Below are 21057 nucleotides of genomic sequence, written 5' to 3'. Positions count from 1 at the left end.
CCTTTACACCGGACAAAACGGCCGCATCCCCAGAAGGTCCGACCGGCCGTTCCCAGGACACGTTTTCTCGCCTACCCATCCGCGGTGACACCATGACGCGGTGACTCACGCACGGCAGCACACCATCCAGGTCGTCGCTCACCGCGGCGCCTCCGAGGACGCCCCCGAGCACACCCTGGCGGCGTACATGAAGGCGATCGAGGACGGCGCGGACGCTCTCGAATGCGATGTACGGCTCACCGCGGACGGGCACCTCGTCTGCGTCCACGACCGTCGGGTGAACCGCACCTCGAACGGCCGCGGCGCCGTCTCCGCCCTCGAACTGGCCGACCTCGCCGCTCTCGACTTCGGCTCCTGGCGGGACAGCGAGGAATCGCCGGACTGGGACCCGGCGCGCGGGCACAGCCCTGGCGAGTTCACCTCCGTACTCACGCTGGAGCGCCTCCTCGAACTGGTCTCGGACGCCGGGCGCCGCGTCGAGCTGGCCATCGAGACCAAGCACCCCACGCGCTGGGCGGGCCGGGTCGAGGAACGGCTCCTCCACCTGCTGAAGCGCTTCGGCTTCGACACGCCCCCGGCCGGCGAACCCTCGCCCGTACGCATCATGAGCTTCTCGGCGCGCTCGCTGCACCGGGTGGCGGCCGCCGCGCCCGCCATCCCGACGGTCTACCTGATGCAGTACGTCTCGCCGCGCCTGCGCGACGGACGGCTCCCGGCCGGCTCGCACATCGCGGGCCCCGGCATCCGGATCGTCCGCAACCACCCCGGCTACATCGCGCGGCTGCACCGCGCGGGCCACCGCGTGCACGTCTGGACGGTGAACGAGCCCGAGGACGTCGATCTCTGCGTGCGCCTCGGTGTGGAAGCGATCATTACAAACCGCCCGAAGCAGGTTTTGTCCCAACTGGGACGCTCATAACAGCCGCCACAGGGAGTGCACCGGCGCGTTCGGCCGCATTAGATCGTTACGAGTGCGTCACTGACCGGCGCCTGGCCGGTTTCCGGTCCAGGCCATTGGGGCATTCACTCCGTGGCGTGGGGCGAAGGAGGTCTCGGGGGTGGCGTTTGTGGTGGCACGGGAAGTGCCCACGTCGTCGAGCATGGCCGTACCCCATGGCCCTGCGGGCGTGGGCGAAGCAAGACGCCGTATGCGCGACGAACTGCGCATCAACGGGGTGTCCGATTCGGTCATCGACGATGCCGTACTGATCCTTTCCGAACTGCTCAGCAATTCCTGCCGTCATGGCAGGCCCCTGGGCCAGGCGGAGGTCGGCGACGGTGACATCCGTGCCGCATGGCGCGTCGACTCAACAGGCAGGCTGACCGTCGAGGTTACGGACGGAGGTGGTCCGACCCGACCGGTTCCGGCCACGCCCTCGGTCACCGCGCGCGGCGGCCGAGGGCTCAACATCATCACGGCACTGGCACAGGACTGGGGCGTACGGGACAGCTCGACCGGCGAGGTCACCGTGTGGGTCAACGTCACCGAGGGGCACCGGCGCGAGGACTTCGCCGCGCGCGTCGTGGTCCCCGGGTCCGGGCTGGACTTCACGGACGCGTTGGAAGATTTCGACCGACTCGACCGACTCGACTGACTCGACTGACTTCGCTGCCGTCGTTCTGACTTCGCTTCGCTGACGCCGTCCGGCCTCGTACGGCTTCATCCGGCGTCGTACGGCCTCGTACGGCTCGGCCGGTCCTCGCCGCAGCCGGCTCAGCGGCTAGGCTCGCGCCCGACACAGCACTGCCGTGAACGGGAGAAGCCAAGCCATGGCCAAGAAGCGCCCCCAGCCCGCAAGGGGTACCAAGCCGCAGGCCCAGGTGGCCGACGGGGAGGTGCCGGTCGTCGGGGCCCGCGAGCCCTGCCCGTGCGGTTCCGGCCGTCGCTACAAGGCCTGCCACGGCCGTGCGGCCGCGCACGCCGTCACCGAACTGGTCCAGCGCCCCTTCGAGGGCCTGGCCGGCGAGAGCGACTGGGTCGCCCTGCGCGAGCTGGTGCCCGCCGCCACGGCGGAGCTGACGCTGAAGGACGGGCTGCCCGACGGCGTCCCCTCCGTCACGCTGGCGACCGTACTGCCGATGGCCTGGCCCGCCCTGCGCCGCGACGACGGCTCCGTCCTGCTCGGCCTGCAGAACGACACCCCCTCCGGTGACCTCAGCCGCGACCTCGCGGACACCCTGCTGCGCGCGCTGACCGCCAAGCCGGGTACGCCGGTCGCGGCGGAGCGCGCCCCGGCGGACGGTCCGCGCCTCCAGGACCTGCTCGACGCGGACGCACCCTTCGAGCCCGAGGTGCACACCGGCTTCGAGTTCTGGGTGCCCGACGCGCAGAACGCGGCGCCCGAGGTGAGCGCCTCCCTGGAGCGCGCCAACGCCGCCGCGATCCCCACCGTGAGGCTGACCGGTGTCGACGCCGCGTACTGGTGCGAGACGCCCGACAAGAACCACCTGCGCTGGGTCATGCCGTATGCCGAGGACCAGCTCCTCGACGCGCTCGCGCGACTGCACGCCGCCGGTACGTCGTCCCTCGGCGAAGGCACCCGTCTCGTCGGCTCCTTCCGCGCGCACGGACTGATGGTTCCGGTCTGGGACCTGCCGAGCGGGACAGGGGCGCAGGACGTGGAAAAGCCCGCCGCTCAGTTCGCCGAACGGCTCGCCGCGGCTCTGGCTTCCGACGCGCCGCTGACCTCGGAGGAGCGCCGTGCGCGGGGCGGTCTCACCAACCGGCAGGTGACACTGAGCTGACGGCGACAGTTTCTGTCGGTTGATCGGTGACTCCGGTCACAACTCTCCAATCGGCAGGTAAATCCCTGTCTGAATAAGGGAGATCGAATTTGCCAACCGCAGATCTCTTGTTACCGTTCTAAGTGCCCGGTCGCTGGTGCATCCCCCGTCGCCAGCGGCCGGGTCTTTCTTATCCCCGCCCCGGCCCGTCAGGTGTCGTACCGACCGGTCAACGGGGCGCAGGCGCGGGCGAGTTGCTCCCGGAGCGCAGCAGCAACGGCCCGTCTCCCGCCGCGGCGAACTCCGACACCGCCGAATATTCAGCGGCTTTTCCGCGCGAAGGCTCACGCGGTGTTTCGCACACCCCCGGTTCGTCCTCCGCGCTCACCGCGCAATGCATCTGAACGGTCCGGCCGGCAGGCCCCATCAGTGCGAGTACGGCGCGGAGTTCCGCCCCCGTCGCATTGCGGTAGTACGTACGCGCCCACGTACTGCCGCGCTCGGTCAGCACGCAGGTCTGGCCCTCGACGCCTTCCGGGGAGCTGAGCTCCGGGCCGCACTGCGCGGACGCGTCGCCCAAGGAGCCGGGCGAAGGGACAGAGGCAGGGGCAGGGGCGGGGACAGGGACAGGGGCAGGGGCAGGGGCAGGGACGGGCGCAGAGGCAGGGGCGTTCCCGGCGGCGGTCGCGGGAGCCGCCTTGGCGTCGTCGGGTGCGGGCACGGGCTCGGGTTCCGCGGACGCGCCGGCCAGCGGCAGCAGGGCGGTGAACACCACGACGGCCGCGAGCCCGGTCATGCGGAGATTCAAGGCGGTCCCACCTGTCGGCTGCCGGAAGTTCTTGACGGTGGGCCGAAGATATCGACGGATGACCCCCGGCACGGGAGCCGCGCCCAGTCGCCCCGGAACACCGGTCCGCTCACACCCGTACGAGTGAGCCGGCGGGGCGTCTTCGTGCAAGACCGCCGCCGCCGGCTTCCGCGTCCCTGGGGAACGCGTACTCAGTACGCGAGCCGGCTGCCGCCGTCCGGTGCGCCGTTGCTCGCCGCGACCAGCGCGTCCACGACCGCCTCGACGTCCGGCAGCCAGGGTGCGGCCGAACCGGCGATGGGCTCCGCCCTGCCCGGACGGAGCGGAGAGCCCGTGACGGACGGCTCCCGCTCCCACCACACCTGCCCGGCCCCCGTCTGCGAGGGCGGAAGCACCAGATAGCCGCCCTGCCCGTGGAAACGCAGCGAACTGGGCACCCGGTCCTTGGCGTACAGCAGCTCCCCGAGCCGCTCCAGGGAGTACGGGGCGACCAGCAGCGACCAGCGGGTCGCGGTCGCGACGACCGGGCCCAGGCGCATACCCATGCCGTCGAGCGCCGTCAGCGCCACCGCGCCGGCGACCGCGGGGAGGCTGATCGCGCACGGCGCCGCCCCGCCGGTGGCCAGCACGACCGGCGCCGTCGGCCGGTTGGTCCACCACCAGCGGATCATGCGTTCGTCGGTGGTGGCGGCGAGAACGCCCGGATCGAAGGGGTGCGCGCCGGGAACCACGCATTCGGGATCGGGGCAGGCACAGCTCTGCCCCGCGCCGCCGCCGCTGCCTCTGCCGCGGCCATTGGATGCTTTCAGGCCCACTCCGGGGAGCACGGGCCACTGCCAGGCGGTGGCACAGGTCAGCGCCGCGCCGAGCTGGGCAGGCCCCTCACTTCGCCGGAACCGGAGGAGCCCGCGTCGCTTTCCGGGGATCTCGCGCATGAGCGCTCGTTCCTTTCCGTTGAACGCCGAGGTCCATATCACACCATGTGTGCATATCTTCACTGAGCGTGCACGTCACGTACTGGCTGCGTACTGGTGGTGCTTCGCCGCATTTTCAGCCTGCGGCACGGGCAGCCCGTTGGGGCCGGGCGTGAAACGTAGCGGAGGGTGGCGCACGCATGGCGCTGAACTGATCCGAAGCAGATCCGTAGTGGTGCTGTCCCGCTACTCGGGGATGGGACGCGGCCCACGGCGGTTAAGACGCCCAGGCCCGCCGCCAGGTTCCGGGCGGTCCCAACTGCCCCTGGCCATCACCGATTACGTACCCAGCGCGGTCGATATGACGCGCTGTCGAACGCCCTCAGTCGATCGCAAATTACTGCCGCGTGTGGCATTTTTAGGCCAAGTTGGCTATCCCACAGACACCAAGAGTCCCACGTTGACAATGCTGGACATCCCCTTACTTGTGCGTGTACATGTGGATGCATTGATAGCGGCGCAGAATGACATGGGGGTTTGCGATGCTATTGAGCAAAACGCACCAGCGGGAAAGTCCGCGATCATGAGCGCCCCTCACGTGCCGAAAGTGGCTGGAATCGATCCAGTGGTTCCTCCCCCCACGCACACTGTCGCGCCCCACCCGTCTCCCCCTGCCCCACCCGCCGCCGCCGGCGCGGTGCTTCAGGACCGGCTCGCGGGCTGGGTCTCCGACCTCACGACCCTCCACGAACTCACCGAACGCCTGGTCCGCACCCACACCCTCGACAGCGCACTGCACGAACTGCTCCGCGCCGGCGCCGCCCTCGTGGGCGCCCGCCGCGGCCTCGTCGTCCTGGAGCCGGCCGGCGAACTCGGCCCGCCCACCACCGTCGGCCTCGGCCTCGCCCGCGCCGACCTCGGCCACATCGAGACCGTGCCGCGCGGCTCCACGTCGTACGGACGGCTCCTCGACGGGCTCCCCGGCAGCCCCCGCCCCAGCGAGATCGCCCATCCCGACCTCCTCGGCGAAGCCGGACTCGACCCGCGCCACCGCGAAGTCGCCGCACGCCTGGGATACGCCGCCAGTTACGCCCTGCCCCTGACCACCGAAACGTCCGGGCGGCTCGGTGCCGCCGTCTGGCTGTACGACGAACCGGCCGAACCCGCCGAACGCCGGCGCCACCTCGCGGGCCTCTACGCGCGCTACGCCGCCGAACACCTGGCCCGCCTGCTGGAACTGGAACGCGCCCGCGCACAAGTGGCGACGCTCGCCGCGGAACTGCTCCCCAGCAGACTGCCCCGCGTCCCCGGAGTACACCTCGCCGCCCGCCACCGCACCGGACCCCACGGCGGCGGCGACTGGTACGACGCCCTGCCGCTGCCCGAAGGCGCTCTGGGGCTCGCCGTCGGATCCGTCTCGGGATCGGGCGCCGGCGCGCTCGCCGCGATGGGACGGCTGCGGGCCGGCCTCCGGGCGTACGCCGTCATGGAGGGCGAGGACCCCGTCGCCGTACTGTCCGACCTCGAACTGCTCCTGCGGCTCACCGAACCGGCCAGGTCGGCCACCGCCCTCTTCGCGTACTGCGAACCGGCCCAGCGCAAGATCGTGCTGGCCGGCGCCGGACACAGCCCCCCACTGATCATCGGCGACCGGCGCACCGAATACGTCGAGACCTCGCTCTCCGCGCCACTGGGCATGCTGTCCTGCTGGGAAGCACCGAGCGTGGAACTCTCACCCGCACCCGGCGAAACGATGCTGCTCTACACCGACGGGCTGCTCCAGCGCACCGGCGACCCCATGGACCGTGCCTTCGCACGGCTGCACGCGGCCGCCGCCAGTGTGCCCAGGACCGCCAGGAACGACCCGGAAGCAATCACCGACCACGTACTGCGCACCCTGCTGCCCAACGGCGCCGGCACGGCGGACTCGGCGGACGACATCGTGCTGCTCGCCGCGCGGTTCGACTGATTCCTCACAGTTGTCCACAACGCCCCGGGCCCTCTTCCCGTCGCACATACGATGGAGGGCGGTCCAGTGTCGTATCGAGGAGACAGCCGTGTCCGAAGAGCTCATGCCGGAGACCCCGGAAGAGACCGAAGAGCCGATCAAGCAGCGGAAGAACGGCCTGTACCCGGGCGTTTCCGACGAGCTCGCCGAGAACATGAAGACCGGCTGGGCCGACACCGAACTGCACGGTCTCGAGCCGATCGCACAGGCGGGCCACACCGCCGGCCGCCGCGCCGCACTCTCCGCACGCTTCCCCGGCGAGCGCCTGGTGATCCCCGCGGGCAACCTCAAGACCCGCTCCAACGACACCGAGTACGCCTTCCGCGCCTCCACCGAATACGCCTACCTCACCGGCGACCAGACACAGGACGGCGTCCTGGTACTCGAGCCGAGGGACGGCGGCCACGACGCGACGATCTACCTGCTGCCCCGCTCCAACCGCGAGAACGGCGAATTCTGGCTCGACGGCCAGGGCGAGCTGTGGGTCGGGCGCCGCCACTCCCTCACCGAGGCCGAGCAGCTCCTCAAGATCCCCGCCAAGGATGTCCGCGAGCTGGCCGCCGCGCTGAAGGAAGCCACCGGCCCCGTCCGCAACGTCCGCGGACACGACGCCGGCATCGAAGCCGCGCTGACCGACAAGGTCACCGCCGAGCGCGACGAGGAGCTGCGCGTCTACCTCTCCGAGGCCCGCGCCGTGAAGGACGACTTCGAAATCGGCGAACTCCAGAAGGCCGTCGACTCGACCGTCCGCGGCTTCGAGGACGTCGTCAAGATCCTCGACAAGGCCGAGGCGACCAGCGAGCGCTACATCGAAGGCACCTTCTTCCTGCGCGCCCGCGTCGAGGGCAACGACATCGGCTACGGCTCCATCTGCGCCGCCGGACCCCACGCCACCACCCTCCACTGGGTGCGCAACGACGGCGACGTACGCTCCGGCGACCTGCTGCTGCTCGACGCCGGCGTGGAAACCCACACCCTCTACACCGCCGACATCACCCGCACCCTGCCCATCAACGGCACCTTCAACGACCTCCAGCGCAAGATCTACGACGCGGTGTACGAGGCCCAGGAAGCCGGCATCGCCGCCGTGAAGCCCGGCGCGAAGTTCCGCGACTTCCACGACGCCTCACAGCGCGTCCTCGCCGAGAAGCTCGTCGAGTGGGGCCTCGTCGAAGGCCCCGTCGAGAAGGTCCTGGAGCTCGGCCTCCAGCGCCGCTGGACCCTCCACGGCACCGGCCACATGCTCGGCATGGACGTCCACGACTGCGCCGCCGCCCGCCGTGAGGCGTACGCCGACGGGACCCTGGAGCCGGGCATGTGCCTGACCGTCGAGCCCGGCCTGTACTTCCAGGCCGACGACCTCACCGTGCCCGAGGAATACCGCGGCATCGGCGTACGGATCGAGGACGACATCCTCGTCACCGAGGACGGCAACCTGAACCTGTCGGCCGGGCTGCCCCGCCGCTGGGACGAGGTCGAAGCCTGGATGGCGCGGGTCAAGCAGGCCTGACGTACAACGCCCACAGGAACCACACCCGCGAGGGCGTGCCGCTCAAGGCCTTCAGGACACCTTGAGCAGCGCGCCCTCGCGCCATTTGAGGATCTTGTCGAAACTGACCACGGCGCCGTGCCCCGGCCTGTTGCGGAAATGCACGTGATCGGCCAGCTGCTCGATCAGGCACAGCCCCCGGCCGCTCTCCGCCGAGGTGCTCACCGGACGCGCCGCGGCGCGATACCCCCGCCGTGAAGGGGGAAATCCCGGCCCGGAGTCAGCGACCTCGATACGGCATTTCTCGCCGTCCAGATAAGCGGTCACGCGATATTCGGCGGACGGCGTCCCGGAATGCTCGTCCCCGCCGTGCTCGACGGCGTTCGCACACGCTTCGCTGAGCGCGACCGACAGGTCGTAGGAGATGTCCGGATCCACCCCCGCCGTCTCCATGGTGCCGAGCAGAAGGCGCCGGGCGAGCGGGACGCTCGCGGCTTCGCGCCGCAAGTGGAGAGACCACCAGATGCTCATGCTCCAGCCTCCTGGCTGCGGCTCGACATACGGATACGTATTGCCGCAAGCAACCCCTCATAAGCCTGGAGTGAACGTGATTGCCCTCATTCGGCCGACGCGCACACTCCTTACGCCGGTGTATACGCTCCCGGACCTGCCGTACGAATGCCGCAGACGCAATGCGATGATGTCGAGGCCATGTCTACGTCCGTCGCACGCGCCGGAGCCCCTCTGCGGCTGCTCAGGACCGCGGTGTTCACCGCGGTCTGTGTCGTGCTGTCCGCGACCGGACACGTCATGGCCTCCTGCGCCACCGTCCCCTGGTGGACGCTGGCACTCGGCGCCGCCGCCGTATTCGGCCTGATCGCACCACTCGCCGGACGCGCGCGCTCCATGCCCGCCATCGCCGCCGCACTGACCTGCGGACAGCTCGCCCTGCACGCCCTCTTCGGACTCGGCCAGCACAGCCCCGCCCTCGAAAGCGCGGCCACCGACACCTCACTGCGCGCCTTCGCCGCGAAACTCGTGTGCGGCGCCGGCGCACTGCCGCTCAGCACCACCGAAGCACGCCGCATCATCACCGAAGCGGGCATCGACCCCGCGTCCGTACACGCGGCACGGCAGCACCTCGCGCACGCGGCGTCCCACCACACAGGCGCCGCCGAACCGGCCGCCGGACTGCTCCCCACCCTCCCCATGCTGCTCGGCCACCTGCTGGCCGCCGTCGCGACCGCGTGGTTCCTGCGGCGCGGAGAGACGGCACTGTCCCGGCTGGTCCTGCTGTCGGCCCACGGCGTCGCGGAAGGCGCGCTCGTACGGTCGCTGCGCGCCGCCCTGGCGCTCGTACGGTCGCTCAACGCCGGCCCGCTCCCCGCAGCACCCGCGCGCCGGCCGCGCACCGGGCACACCCCCTTCGTCACCTCCCTGCGACCGGCCGGGGAAGCCCTCCAGCACACGGTGATCAGGCGCGGACCGCCCACGGCGGCGCTCGTCCTCGCAGCCTGACGCGGCGCACTCTCCGGCGTAACACACGCCACACCACGGGAGCGGCGTCGCGATGCCGGTGCGCACCCGCGCACCGGAGCGTCATTCACCTCTGCCCGTGGAGTGTTCCAGACATGAACGTCTCTCGTATCGCTGCCGTCTCCGTCGCCGGTGCCGCCGCTTCCACCGTCCTGCTGTGCGCGGGAACGGCCTTCGCGCACGTCGGTGTACAGCCCGTCGGACCCGCCGAAAAGGGCGGCTACGCCACCGTCAACGTCAGGGTGCCCAACGAGCGGGACAACGCCTCGACCGTCAAGCTCGAAGTGTCCTTCCCCACCGACCACCCGCTGGCGTCCGTCATGCCGCAGCCCGTGCCCGGCTGGAAGACCGAGGTCACCAGGACCAAGCTCGACAAGCCGCTCAAGGTCCACGGCGAGGAGATCAACGAAGCCGTCTCCAAGATCACTTGGAGCGGCGGCAAGGTCGGCCCCGGCGAGTTCCAGCAGTTCCCGCTCGTTCTCGGACAGCTGCCCGAGGACGCGGACCAGCTCGTCCTCAAGGCCGTCCAGACGTACGACAACAAGGAAGTCGTCCGCTGGATCGAAGAGCCCAAGGACGGCGAGGAGGAGCCGCAGTCCCCCGCGCCCGTACTCAAGCTGACCGAGCCCACCGGTGACGACCACCACGGCGCCACCGGCAAGGAAGCCGACGAGGCCGACGACGCCGCCCACAAGGGCGAAGAGGCGGCGGCCGACAGCGACACCACCAGCAGTGACACGACCGCCCGCGTCCTCGCCGTCGTCGGCATCATCGTGGGCGTCGCAGGCGTGGCCTTCGGCGTACTCGCCGGCCGCCGCCGCACGTCCTGACGCCCCACCCCTCAACGGAACACCGGGACCTACACCCATGCGCAAGAAGAACGCGCTGGCCGTGGCACTCGTCGCCACGGCCGCGCTCACCCTGTCCGCGTGCGGCGGCGACAAGGCAGACAGCGGCTCCAAGCCCGTCACCGACGTCTCCGCCGGCATGAACGACAAGGCCGCGACCGTACTCGACCGGCCGTTCAAGAAGCCGGACCTCGTCCTCACCGACACCCACGGCAAGAAGTACGACCTGCGGGAGCGCACCAAGGGCAAGCCGACGCTCATCTACTTCGGCTACACCAACTGCCCCGACGTGTGCCCGCTGACCATGAGCAACATCGCCATCGCCCACAAGAAACTCCCTCAGGCCGACCGGGACAAACTCCAGGTCGTCTTCGTCACCACCGACCCCGAACGGGACACCCCCGAGGCGCTCGGCAAGTGGCTCAAGGGCGCAGGCGACCCCACCTTCACCGGACTCACCGGCGACTTCCCGACCATCCAGGCCGGCGCCCGCCAGATGGGCATCGGCATCGACCCGCCCAAGAAGGAGAAGGACGGCACCGTCGTCTCCATGCACGGCGCGCAGGTCATCGCGTTCTCCCCGAAGACCGACGCCGGATACGTCCTGTACAGCGAGGACACCACAGCCGAGGACTACACCAAGGACCTCCCCAAGCTCATCAAGGGGCAGAACCCGTGAACCGCCGCCACCCCACCACCCTCGCGACAGCCACCGTCCTGGCCGCAGGCCTCGCACTGACAAGCTGCTCCTCCACGAGCGACGACAAGCCCCGACTGAAGGTCAGCGGGGCGTTCATGCCGGAGCCCGTGATGGACGACATGGCCGCCGGCTTCCTCACCGTCAAGAACGACAGCGACATCGCGGACAAGCTCACCTCCGTCACCAGCGACATCGCCGGCGAGGTCCAGATCCACGAGACCAAGAACCAGAAGATGCGCCAGGTCACGTCCTTCGACATCCCCGCGAACGGCGAACTGGATCTGGAGCGCGGCGGGAACCACATGATGTTCCTGAAGCTCAAGAAGAAGCCCAGACAGGGCGACACGGTGTCCGTGAAACTGCACTTCGAGAAGACCGGCCCGATCAAGACGGACCTTCCCGTCAAGGAGTCCACCCACAACCCCAAGAAGCAGTGAGGGACTGACCCACCATGCCGGCAACCGCCCCGCGCTTCGGAGCAGCCGCAGTGATCAGGCTGCTGCTCATCACCACGGCACTCCTCGGCACACTGCTCGCAGGAGCCGCACCCGCGTCCGCGCACGCCGCGCTCACGGGAAGCGACCCGAAGGACGGGGCGGTCGTCGCCACCGCGCCCAGACAGATCACCCTCACGTTCTCCGAAAAGATCGCTCTCGGGGACGACTCGATCCGCGTCCTGCAACCCAGCGGCAAACGCTCCGACACCGGTCAAGTACGCGACATGAGCAGCGGCAGCGTCGTCCAGTACGCCGTTCCCCTGCACACCGGACTGCCCGACGGCACGTACACCGTCGCCTGGCAGGCCGTCTCCGCCGACAGCCACCCCATCTCCGGCGCCTTCACCTTCTCCATCGGCGCCCCCTCCAAGACCACCGTCGCCCTGCCCGAACAGCCCGCGGGCGGCGGCCTCGTCGGCGCCCTCTACGGCATCGCCCGCTACACCGCGTACGCCGGCTTCATCCTGCTCGTCGGCGGAGCAGCCTTCGTCCTCGCCTGCTGGCAGCGCGGCGCCGCACAACGGCCCCTCCAGCGCCTCGTCGTACAGGGCTGGATCACCCTCACCGCGTCGACACTGGCGATGCTGCTGCTGCGCGCCCCCTACACCGGGTCGGGAAAACTCGCGGACGCCTTCGACCTGAGCGGGCTCAAAGCCGTACTGGAGACCAAGACCGGGGCCTCACTCGTCTCACGGCTGCTGCTGCTCGGCGCGGCCGCGCTCTTCGTCGCCGTACTGTTCGGCGCGTACGCGAAGAGGGACACCCCGCTGGACGAGAAACAGGAGAGCGAGAAAAAGGACCTCACCTTCGGGCTCGCCCTCGGCGGCGCGGTCCTGGCCGCCGGCATCGCGGCCACCTGGGCGCTCTCCGAGCACGCGTCGACCGGCCTCCAGCCCGGCATCGCGATGCCCGTCGACGTACTGCACCTGCTGGCCGCCGCGACCTGGCTGGGCGGCCTGGCCGCGCTGCTCATCGCGCTCTACCGGGTGCCGGGACTCGAACGTACCGCCGTACGGAAGTTCTCCCGCCTCGCCTTCGCGAGCGTCGCCGTGGTCGCGGTGACCGGGACCTACCAGGCATGGCGGCAGGTCGGGTCCTGGTCGGCGCTGACCGGGACGGCGTACGGGCAGCTACTGCTCGTCAAGATCGGCCTCGTCGCCGTCCTCGTCGGCATCGCGTGGCTCTCGCGGCGCTGGACCGGGCGGCTGGCCGAGAACGCGGCGTCCGAGGAGGAGCAGGCGGAGCAGGAGGAGCGGACGGGGACGGGGACCGCCGCGCCCGCCGAGGAGCCCGAGCCCGTCACCGTGCCCGAGGACCCCGCGCGGGCCGCCCAGCTCGCCCGGCAGAGGGCCGCGGTGGCCACCGCACGCGTCAAGCGGGTACGGGACGCCGACCCCCAGCGGCTCGGGCTGCGGCGCTCCGTGCTCGCGGAGACCGCGGTCGCCGTGGTGCTGCTGGCCGTGACGACCGTACTGACCAGCACCGAACCCGGACGCACCGAGGAGAAGGAGGCCGGGAACGGCGGGACGGCCACCGCCGCCCCCGCGGACCCGGTCGACGTCCGTATCCCCTTCGACACGGGCGGCGAGGACGGCAAGGGCACCGCCAGGGTCGAGCTCGACCCCGCGCGCTCGGGCAGCAACACCCTGAACCTCCGGCTGGAGCGGCCCAACGGGCGTGCCATGGACGCACCCGAAGTGAAGGTCGCGTTCACCAACAACGACAAGGAGATCGGGCCGCTGCCCGCCACCCCCGCCCGCATCGCCACCGGACACTGGCGCGCGAACGGGGTGCAGATCCCCATGCCGGGGACGTGGGAGGTCGAAGTGACCGTACGGACCTCCGACATCGACCAAGTGACCGTCAAGAAGAACGTGAAGATCGGCTGACCGGCGTGAGCGACAACGGCGTGAGAGACAACGGCGTGAGCGACACCGACATCTCAAGGAGGCGGCTGCTCGCCGCCGCGGGCGCGGGCGGCGCCGCCGGCCTCGTGCTCGGCGGCGCCGGCGGCGCGGGCGTGTACGCCGCGGCCGCCGGCTCCGGCGCCTCCCCGGACGCCAAGGCGCTGGCGTCCGTCGGCTCGACCGCCGCCCCCTTCCACGGCGAGCACCAGGCCGGCATCACCACCCCCCTCCAGGCCCGCGGCCACCTCATCGCCTTCGACCTCGCACCCGGCGCCGGACGCAAAGAGGCCGCGGCGCTGCTGCGCCGCTGGTCGGCCGCCGCACGCACGATGATGGCCGGCGAGCCGCTCGGAGACACCGACACGGGCGTGGCGCTGGACGCCGGACCCTCCTCGCTGACCGTCACCTTCGGCTTCGGCCGCACCTTCTTCGGCCGTACGGGACTGAACGGCCGGCGCCCCGCCGCCCTCGACCCGCTGCCCGACTTCTCCTCCGACCACCTCGACGCACGGCGCAGCAACGGCGACCTGTGGGTGCAGATCGGCGCCGACGACGCACTGGTCGCCTTCCACGCCCTGCGCACCATCCAGCGCGAGGCGGGCGACGCCGCCCGGGTGCGGTGGCAGATGAACGGTTTCAACCGTTCCCCGGGCGCGACCGCACAGCCCATGACCGCCCGCAACCTGATGGGACAGATCGACGGCACGGGCAACCCCAAACCGTCCGACGCCGACTTCGACCAGCGGATCTTCGTACCGGCCGACGGGGGAGCCGAGGGACCCGAGTGGATGGCGGGCGGCTCGTACGCCGTCGTACGCCGCATCCGGATGCTCCTCGACGACTGGGAGAAACTCGCGCGCGGCGCACAGGAAAAGGTCATCGGACGGAAGAAGAGCGACGGAGCCCCCCTGACAGGCGGCAGCGAGACCACCGAGCTCGACCTGGACAAGACCGGTCCGGACGGCAAGCTGGTCATCCCGTCGAACGCCCACGCCCGTATCTCCGCGCCCGAACAGAACGGCGGCGCGGCGATGCTGCGACGGCCGTTCTCGTACCACGACGGGATCGGTGCGGACGGCACGCCCGACGCGGGACTGCTCTTCGTCTGCTGGCAGGCGGACCCGCTGCGCGGCTTCGTGCCGGTGCAGCGCAAGCTCGACCGGGGGGACGCGCTCTCGCCGTTCATCCGGCACGAGGCGAGCGGGCTGTTCGCGGTGCCGGGCGGGGCGCGGGACGGCGAATACGTGGGACAGCGGCTCCTGGAGTCCTGACAGCCGCGGTCCGCGTTCCGCACGGCCCTCCCGTACGGCGCATTAAGGTGACCGTATGTCGGCAACGCGCTATGCCTATCTCGGTCCCGAAGGCACCTTCACCGAGGTCGCCCTCCGTACGCTCCCTGAGGCCGCCACCCGGGAACTCGTCCCGATGGTGTCCGTACCGGCCGCACTCGACGCCGTGCGCAACGGTGAGGCGGCGGCCGCGCTCGTACCGATCGAGAACTCCGTCGAGGGCGGGATCACCGCCACCCTCGACGAGCTGGCGTCGGGTGAACCGCTGATGATCTACCGCGAGGTGCTGCTGTCGATCAGCTTCGCGCTGCTGGTGCGTCCCGGCACGAAGCTCTCCGACATCAAGACGGTCACCGCGCACCCCGCCGCCCAGCCGCAGGTGCGCAACTGGATGGGGGCGAACCTGCCGGACGCGCTGTGGGAATCGGCCGCCTCCAACGCGGACGGCGCGCGGCTGGTGCAGGAGGGCCGGTACGACGCGGCCTTCGCGGGTGAGTTCGCGGCGGCGAAGTACGGCCTGGAGCCGCTCGTCACGGAGATCCATGACGCGGTGAACGCGCAGACGCGCTTCGTGCTGGTGGGGCGGCCCGCGCGGCCGGCGGCGCCGACCGGGGCGGACAAGACGTCGGTGGTCCTCTGGCTGGGCGACGACCACCCTGGCGCACTGCTCGAACTGCTCCAGGAGTTCGCGGTGCGCGGGGTCAACCTGATGCTGATCCAGTCGCGGCCGACCGGTGCGGGTATCGGCAATTACTGCTTCGCCGTGGACGCCGAGGGCCATATCTCGGACCGGCGGGTGGGCGAGGCGCTGATGGGGCTGAAGCGGATCTGCCCGAAGGTGCGGTTCCTCGGGTCGTATCCGCGGGCCGGTGTGGCGGTCGAGGACGTGCGGGCGCTGCGGCCGGGCACCTCGGACGCGGAGTTCGTGGCGGCCGCCGACTGGCTGGCGCGGAGCCAGGACGGGCGGGCCTGACGGGCCCCTGCGTGCTCCGGTGGCTGGTCCTGCCTGGAGATTCAAAGTTATCCACAGAAGTTGTCCACAGGCGCGCTTCTCGACCTGGGGACAAGTCGACAACGCAACCCGACATCGTCGACAAATCTGCTCAGAGGGCTCTCTTCCGTTCACAGGGCGGCAGGTCGGGCCCTGTCACCCCAATTCCATTGATCAACTCTTTAGAGCGAGTAATTCCCACCCGAATGAGCGTGTGAAGGGGGTTTGAACCGGGAATCACTCGCCCTTCACGCGCCTTTCGGAATGATCTCCTCCGGCATCCACAGATCTTTCGCACAGCCTGTGGATAAGTCACCGGGCCCGCCCATTCCTGTGGACAACACGGTCGCCAACTCCCGCTTCCCGCAAGGAAAAAGCGTCAAGGGGATGCCCGGAAAGTGCCCTGTTTCAGGGAATAGTGCCTGTTTTATTGACGTGCGCCGCAGGCTCCGGAGCGGCCGCCCTTCACCATTCCCAATTTGGGCATTACGGGCAAAGCGCCACGCAATGCGATATCAAGTCGATCGGCGGAAGCGGTCGCAGGTAGCCTGGTGGGGTGATTGACCTTCGCCTGCTCCGTGAGGACCCCGACCGTGTTCGCGCCTCCCAGCGCGCCCGTGGAGAGGACGTCGCCCTCGTCGACGCCCTCCTCTCCGCCGACGAACGGCGCAGGTCGTCCGGCGTCCGCTTCGACGAACTCCGCTCCGAGCAGAAGTCGCTCGGCAAACTCATCCCGAGGGCCTCCGGCGACGAGAAGGCCGAGCTGCTGAAGAAGGCCGGCGAACTCTCCGCCGCCGTCAAGGCCGCCGACGCCGAACAGGACAAGGCCGCCGAGGAGTCCAAGCGGCTGCTGCTCCAGCTCGGCAACATCGTCCACCCCGACGTCCCTGTCGGCGGCGAGGAAGACTTCGTCGTACGCGAGACGATCGGCGCCCCGCGCGACTTCGCGGCCGAGGGCTTCGAGCCCAAGGACCACCTGGAGCTCGGTGAGGCGCTCGGCGCGATCGACGTCGAGCGCGGCGCCAAGGTGTCCGGCTCGCGCTTCTACTACCTGACCGGCATCGGCGCGCTCCTCGAACTCGCCCTCGTCAACGCGGCGATCGCGCAGGCCACCGACGCCGGCCTGGTCCCCATGCTGACGCCCGCGCTGGTCCGGCCCCGCGCCATGGAGGGCACGGGCTTCCTCGGCCAGGCCGCCGAGAACGTGTACCACCTGGAGAAGGACGACTACTACCTGGTCGGCACCTCCGAGGTCCCCCTCGCGGCGTACCACATGGACGAGATCATCGACGCGGACAAGCTGCCGCTGCGGTACGCCGGTTTCTCGCCCTGCTTCCGGCGCGAGGCCGGTACGTACGGGAAGGACACCCGTGGCATCTTCCGGGTGCACCAGTTCGACAAGGTCGAGATGTTCTCGTACGTCGACCCGGCGGACTCCGAGGCGGAGCTGGACCGGCTGCTGGCGTGGGAGAAGCAGTGGCTGTCGTCGCTGGAGCTGCCGTTCCAGGTGATCGACGTGGCCAGTGGTGACCTGGGCTCCTCGGCCTCGCGCAAGTTCGACTGCGAGGCGTGGATCCCGACGCAGGGCAAGTACCGCGAGCTGACGTCCGCGTCGAACTGCCTGGAGTTCCAGTCGCGCCGGCTGTCGATCCGGATGCGCGACGGAAAGAAGGTGCAGCCGCTCGCGACGCTGAACGGCACGCTGTGCGCCGTACCGCGCACGATCGTGGCGATCTTGGAGAACCACCAGCAGGCGGACGGTTCGGTGCGGGTGCCGGAAGTGCTGCGTCCGTACCTCGGGGGACGAGAGATCCTGGAGCCCCTCTCCAAGTGAGCACCGCCACCGGTCTGTTCCCCGGCCCCTTCCCGTACAAGCTTGTCGCGACCGACCTCGACGGGACGCTGCTGCGCTCCGACGACACGGTCTCGGCCCGTACGCGCGAAGCGCTCGCCGCCGCCACGGCGGCGGGCGCGGCCCACATCGTCGTCACCGGCCGCTCGGTTCCGTGGACCCGGCACATCCTGGACGATCTCGGTTACGAGGGCCTCGCGGTCTGCGGCCAGGGCGCACAGGTCTACCACGCCGGTGACAAGCGGCTGCTGACGTCGGTGACGCTGGACCGGCAGCTGGCCGGGCTGGCGCTCGCCAAGATCGAGGCGGAGACCGGCCCGCTGGCGCTCGCCGCGAGCCGCGACGGTCTGGACGGCGAGGTGCTGGTCGGGGTGGGCTACCGGGTGCAGGAAGGCCCGCTTCCGTACGTGGCCCTCGACGACCCGTCCGACCTGTGGTCGGCGCCGCTGAACAAGGTCTACATCCAGCACCCCGACCTGGACGACGACGAGCTGGCGCGGGTCGCCCGCCAGACGGTCGGCAGTCTCGTGGACGTGGTCATGGCGGGTCCGGGCGTGGTGGAGCTCCTCCCGCTGGGGCTGAGCAAGGCGACGGGCCTGTCGCTGGCGGCGCGGCGGCTGGGGCTCAAGGCCTCGGAAACGATCGCGTTCGGGGACATGCCGAACGACATCCCGATGTTCGGCTGGGCGGCGCACGGCGTGGCGATGGCCAACGCGCACGACGAACTGAAGGCCGTGGCGCACGAGATCACGGCGTCCAATGACCACGACGGCATCGCGGTCGTCCTGGAACAGCTGCTGAGCGGCTGAAGTCGGCTGCTGCCGGCTTCAGCCTGTCTTCTGCCTGCCTTCTGCCGGTGGCGAGTGTTGGCCGGGTCGGCACGTCACCGGCCAACACTCCTCCCCCGTGAGTGGTGCGTCACCCAGTGTGCCTGGACCTTGCGGTCGGCGTCACCTTCTTTTTCGAGTTGTAGGATGACTGGGCAACCGGGTGAATCGGAAGTGGTTCAGCGAACGGAAGCGGACGGAAGCGGAAGCAGAAAGCGGAGGCGGACATGGCGCTGCGGGCGGCGGGACGGCAGTCCCTCGTGGACACCGTCGTGGACCAGCTACGGGCCCAGCTCGCCGAGGGCGAGTGGGCCGTCGGCGACCGCATCCCCACCGAGCACGAGCTCGCCGGGCAGCTCGGCGTCGGCCGCAACACCGTGCGCGAGGCGCTGCGTGTTCTGGTGCACGCCGGGCTCCTCGAATCGCGCCAGGGCAACGGCACGTTCGTACGCTCGGCCGCCGACCCGGCAGCGGTGCTGCGCGGAATGCGGCACGCGAACGTACTGGACGTACTGGAGCTGCGGGTCGCGCTGGAGGCCGAGGCGGCGAGGCTGGCGGCCGTACGCCGCGACGAGGCGGACCTGCGTACGCTGCGCCGCGTCCTGGCCGAGCTGCACGAGCAGGGGGACCGGGCCGCCGACGCCGACCTGGCCTTCCACCTCGGTGTCGTCGAGGCGACGCACAACGCCGCGTTCACCGAGGTCTACCGCTTCTTCTCCGCTCAGGTGCACGAGACGCTGGTCACCTCCCTCGGTGACCAGGAGATGCCGCCGATCGACCTGGCGGCGCACGGGGCGCTGATCGACGCGATCGAGGCGGGTGACCCGGCGGCGGCGGAACGGGCCGCGCGGGCTGTGCTCCAGGTGCCGATCGATGTGGTGACGGCTTTGATCACCCGCTGACCCGGCTTCCTGTCCTCTTTTCTCCTCACTCACACTTTTTCTCCTCACTCACACTCCTCCCTCGAAAGGTGCTTGCTTTGTCACGCCCGGATTCCGGTCAACTCCTCCTGGACGCAGAGGCCGACGTACGACTGTCGCCTCAAGGAGCCGCCGCGAGACGGGTGTTGCTCGCCCGTCCGGCGGTGCTCCTGACCGGGATCGTGCTGGCGTCCGTGAACATGCGGGCGGCGCTGGCGAGCGCCTCGCCGCTGGTGAGCGAGATCAGCGAGACGTTCGGGCTGTCGTCGACGGCGACCAGTCTGGTGACGTCGGTGCCGGTGTTGTTCCTCGGCGTGGGGGCGATGGTGGCGCCGTGGCTGGGGCGGCGGTTCGGCACCGAAGTGGTGCTGTTCTGCGCGCTGTTGCTGCTGGGCGTGGGGATTGTGGTGCGGGTGGTGCCCACTGTGCCGACGCTGTACGGCGGCAGCCTGGTCATCGGCCTGGCGATCGCCCTGCTCAACGTCCTGATGCCGGGCCTGATCAAGCGGGACTTCCCGGACAGGGCCGCCGCGATGACGTCGGTCTACACCGGCGCGATGATCGCGGGGGCGACGGTCGCGGCGGCAGCTTCGGTACCGCTGGAGAAGGCGTTCGGCGAGAGCTGGGAGGCGTCGCTGGCGTTCTGGTCGCTGCTCGCCGTGGTCGCGGCCGTGGCGTGGCTGCCGCAGGTACTGATCGCCCGTGGCCGTACGGGGCACGAGGTACGGGTGGCGCCGAAGGGTGAGGCTACCGGCGGCCGCAGCGTGTGGCGGTCGGCGCTGGCGTGGCAGGTGACGCTCTTCATGGGGCTGCAGTCGCTGTGGACGTACGTCCTGATCGCCTGGCTGCCGACGATCTTCACGGACCACGGAATGAGCCGTTCCACGGCCGGTGTGGTCTTCGCCTTCAACAACCTCATCCAGGTCGCGGGAGCGTTCGGTGTGCCGCTGCTGGCAGGGCGTATGCGCAGCCAGCGCCCGCTGATCGTGCTGGTCACGACCATGGTCGCGGCCGGTTACGCCGGTCTGATGATCGCCCCCATGTCCGGCGCGTGGCTGTGGTCGGCGGTGCTCGGCGTAGGCCAGGGCGGCGCGGTCGGTCTCGCGCTGACGCTGATCGTGCTCCGCTCGGGCGACGCGGTGACCGCGGCCCGGCTGTCGGGGATGGCGCAGACGGTGGGCTACCTGCTGGCCGCGGTGGGCCCGGTGGCGGCGGGCGCGGTGTACGAGGCGACCGGAAGCTGGACGCTGCCGATCACGCTGATGCTGGGGGTGTGCGCGGCGGCCTTGGTGGTGGGTCTGTACGCGGCACGGGACCGGAAGGTGTAGCAGGCTGGTCCTCGTGACGAAACCTGATGTCCGTGTGCGCAGGGTGTACGACCCGCCGTCGGCCGATGACGGGACGCGCGTGCTGGTCGACCGGCTGTGGCCGCGCGGTCTGAGCAAGGAGACGGCGGAGGTCGACGAGTGGCCCAGGGCCCTCACTCCGTCGGCGGAACTGCGCCGCTGGTACCACGGCCCTTCGGGTGAGTTCGAGGAGTTCGGCCGCCGTTACGAGTCCGAGCTCGCCTCCCCGGAAGCGGCCGCTGCCCTGGAGGACGTACGTACGCTCGCGAGGGCCGGCCGGATCACCCTGCTCACCGCCGCCAAGGACCCGGACCGCAGCCACACCGCCGTACTGCGGCGGCTGCTGCTGGCCTGACAGTCGCCCGGAAACGCATCAGCCCCCCGTCTGTCCGACGGGGGGC

At 70.3% G+C, this 21057-nt stretch carries 20 protein-coding genes; 17 read left to right on the top strand and 3 right to left on the bottom strand.

Going from position 1 to position 21057, the window contains the following annotated elements; genetic code table 11:
* Nucleotides 1-100: 100 nt before the first annotated feature.
* From G412_RS0126405 to G412_RS0126395, 3 genes are all read left to right on the top strand, one after another.
* On the top strand, nucleotides 101-919 hold the full coding sequence (locus G412_RS0126405; protein ID WP_028814718.1) for a glycerophosphodiester phosphodiesterase: 819 nt from the start codon (nucleotides 101-103) through the stop codon (nucleotides 917-919).
* 94 nt (nucleotides 920-1013) lie between these two features.
* Complete coding sequence (locus tag G412_RS0126400; RefSeq protein ID WP_078607390.1) at nucleotides 1014-1595, top strand: ATP-binding protein; 582 nt, start codon at nucleotides 1014-1016, stop codon at nucleotides 1593-1595.
* 175 nt (nucleotides 1596-1770) lie between these two features.
* Nucleotides 1771-2745: a DUF5926 family protein gene (locus G412_RS0126395; RefSeq protein WP_028814716.1), complete on the top strand. Its 975-nt coding sequence runs from the start codon at nucleotides 1771-1773 to the stop codon at nucleotides 2743-2745.
* A gap of 208 nt (nucleotides 2746-2953) precedes the next feature.
* Here the strand turns inward: G412_RS0126395 and G412_RS40325 are convergent, their stop codons facing one another.
* Nucleotides 2954-3520 carry a hypothetical protein gene (locus tag G412_RS40325; RefSeq protein WP_244283223.1) on the bottom strand — a complete coding sequence of 189 codons (567 nt, stop codon included), beginning with the start codon at nucleotides 3518-3520 and terminating at the stop codon, nucleotides 2954-2956.
* A gap of 203 nt (nucleotides 3521-3723) precedes the next feature.
* Nucleotides 3724-4467 carry a bifunctional DNA primase/polymerase gene (locus G412_RS0126390; RefSeq protein ID WP_028814715.1) on the bottom strand — a complete coding sequence of 248 codons (744 nt, stop codon included), beginning with the start codon at nucleotides 4465-4467 and terminating at the stop codon, nucleotides 3724-3726.
* 445 nt (nucleotides 4468-4912) lie between these two features.
* On the opposite strand from G412_RS0126390, the gene G412_RS0126385 reads away from it, so the two are divergent.
* Nucleotides 4913-6415: a PP2C family protein-serine/threonine phosphatase gene (locus G412_RS0126385; RefSeq protein ID WP_078607388.1), complete on the top strand. Its 1503-nt coding sequence runs from the start codon at nucleotides 4913-4915 to the stop codon at nucleotides 6413-6415.
* Nucleotides 6416-6518: 103 nt separating this feature from the next.
* The gene (locus tag G412_RS0126380; protein ID WP_106964171.1) at nucleotides 6519-7964 is read left to right on the top strand and encodes an aminopeptidase P family protein; all 1446 of its coding nucleotides are present in this window, start codon (nucleotides 6519-6521) and stop codon (nucleotides 7962-7964) included.
* 51 nt (nucleotides 7965-8015) lie between these two features.
* Here the strand turns inward: G412_RS0126380 and G412_RS0126375 are convergent, their stop codons facing one another.
* Nucleotides 8016-8474 (bottom strand): ATP-binding protein, encoded by a 459-nt coding sequence (locus G412_RS0126375; RefSeq protein WP_028814712.1) that lies wholly within the window; start codon nucleotides 8472-8474, stop codon nucleotides 8016-8018.
* A 180-nt stretch (nucleotides 8475-8654) separates the two neighbouring features.
* On the opposite strand from G412_RS0126375, the gene G412_RS0126370 reads away from it, so the two are divergent.
* The 12 genes from G412_RS0126370 (at nucleotide 8655) to G412_RS0126315 (ending at nucleotide 21011) form a co-directional block, all read left to right on the top strand.
* Nucleotides 8655-9461, top strand: a complete 807-nt coding sequence (locus G412_RS0126370) for a hypothetical protein (RefSeq protein ID WP_028814711.1) — start codon at nucleotides 8655-8657, stop codon at nucleotides 9459-9461.
* A 113-nt stretch (nucleotides 9462-9574) separates the two neighbouring features.
* Nucleotides 9575-10309 (top strand): YcnI family copper-binding membrane protein, encoded by a 735-nt coding sequence (locus tag G412_RS0126365; RefSeq protein ID WP_028814710.1) that lies wholly within the window; start codon nucleotides 9575-9577, stop codon nucleotides 10307-10309.
* 37 nt (nucleotides 10310-10346) lie between these two features.
* Complete coding sequence (locus G412_RS0126360; protein ID WP_028814709.1) at nucleotides 10347-11006, top strand: SCO family protein; 660 nt, start codon at nucleotides 10347-10349, stop codon at nucleotides 11004-11006.
* On the top strand, nucleotides 11003-11464 hold the full coding sequence (locus tag G412_RS0126355) for a copper chaperone PCu(A)C (protein WP_028814708.1): 462 nt from the start codon (nucleotides 11003-11005) through the stop codon (nucleotides 11462-11464). Before G412_RS0126360 ends, G412_RS0126355 begins: the two co-directional genes overlap by 4 nt.
* Before the next feature lie 14 nt (nucleotides 11465-11478).
* Nucleotides 11479-13413 (top strand): copper resistance CopC/CopD family protein, encoded by a 1935-nt coding sequence (locus G412_RS0126350; RefSeq protein ID WP_028814707.1) that lies wholly within the window; start codon nucleotides 11479-11481, stop codon nucleotides 13411-13413.
* Between the two features lie 5 nt (nucleotides 13414-13418).
* A complete protein-coding gene (efeB, locus tag G412_RS0126345; protein WP_244283222.1) occupies nucleotides 13419-14702 on the top strand; it encodes an iron uptake transporter deferrochelatase/peroxidase subunit in 1284 nt (427 codons plus the stop codon).
* Between the two features lie 55 nt (nucleotides 14703-14757).
* Nucleotides 14758-15693, top strand: coding sequence for a prephenate dehydratase (pheA, locus tag G412_RS0126340; protein ID WP_028814705.1), 936 nt, complete (start codon nucleotides 14758-14760; stop codon nucleotides 15691-15693).
* A 574-nt stretch (nucleotides 15694-16267) separates the two neighbouring features.
* Entirely contained in the window at nucleotides 16268-17545 is a 1278-nt protein-coding gene (gene serS, locus G412_RS0126335; protein WP_028814704.1) for a serine--tRNA ligase, read from the top strand.
* 14 nt (nucleotides 17546-17559) lie between these two features.
* On the top strand, nucleotides 17560-18372 hold the full coding sequence (locus G412_RS0126330; RefSeq protein ID WP_028814703.1) for an HAD family hydrolase: 813 nt from the start codon (nucleotides 17560-17562) through the stop codon (nucleotides 18370-18372).
* A gap of 245 nt (nucleotides 18373-18617) precedes the next feature.
* Nucleotides 18618-19292 (top strand): FadR/GntR family transcriptional regulator, encoded by a 675-nt coding sequence (locus G412_RS0126325; RefSeq protein WP_028814702.1) that lies wholly within the window; start codon nucleotides 18618-18620, stop codon nucleotides 19290-19292.
* 161 nt (nucleotides 19293-19453) lie between these two features.
* Entirely contained in the window at nucleotides 19454-20638 is a 1185-nt protein-coding gene (locus G412_RS0126320; protein WP_244283217.1) for a CynX/NimT family MFS transporter, read from the top strand.
* A gap of 13 nt (nucleotides 20639-20651) precedes the next feature.
* On the top strand, nucleotides 20652-21011 hold the full coding sequence (locus G412_RS0126315) for a DUF488 domain-containing protein (protein WP_037649930.1): 360 nt from the start codon (nucleotides 20652-20654) through the stop codon (nucleotides 21009-21011).
* Nucleotides 21012-21057 lie beyond the last annotated feature (46 nt).

Source organism: Streptomyces flavidovirens DSM 40150 (genome assembly GCF_000429085.1).
In the GTDB taxonomy this organism is placed as follows: Bacteria; Actinomycetota; Actinomycetes; order Streptomycetales; family Streptomycetaceae; genus Streptomyces; species Streptomyces flavidovirens.
Note: the sequence above shows the minus strand (reverse complement) of the source record. Positions and strands in the feature narration are given on the sequence as shown.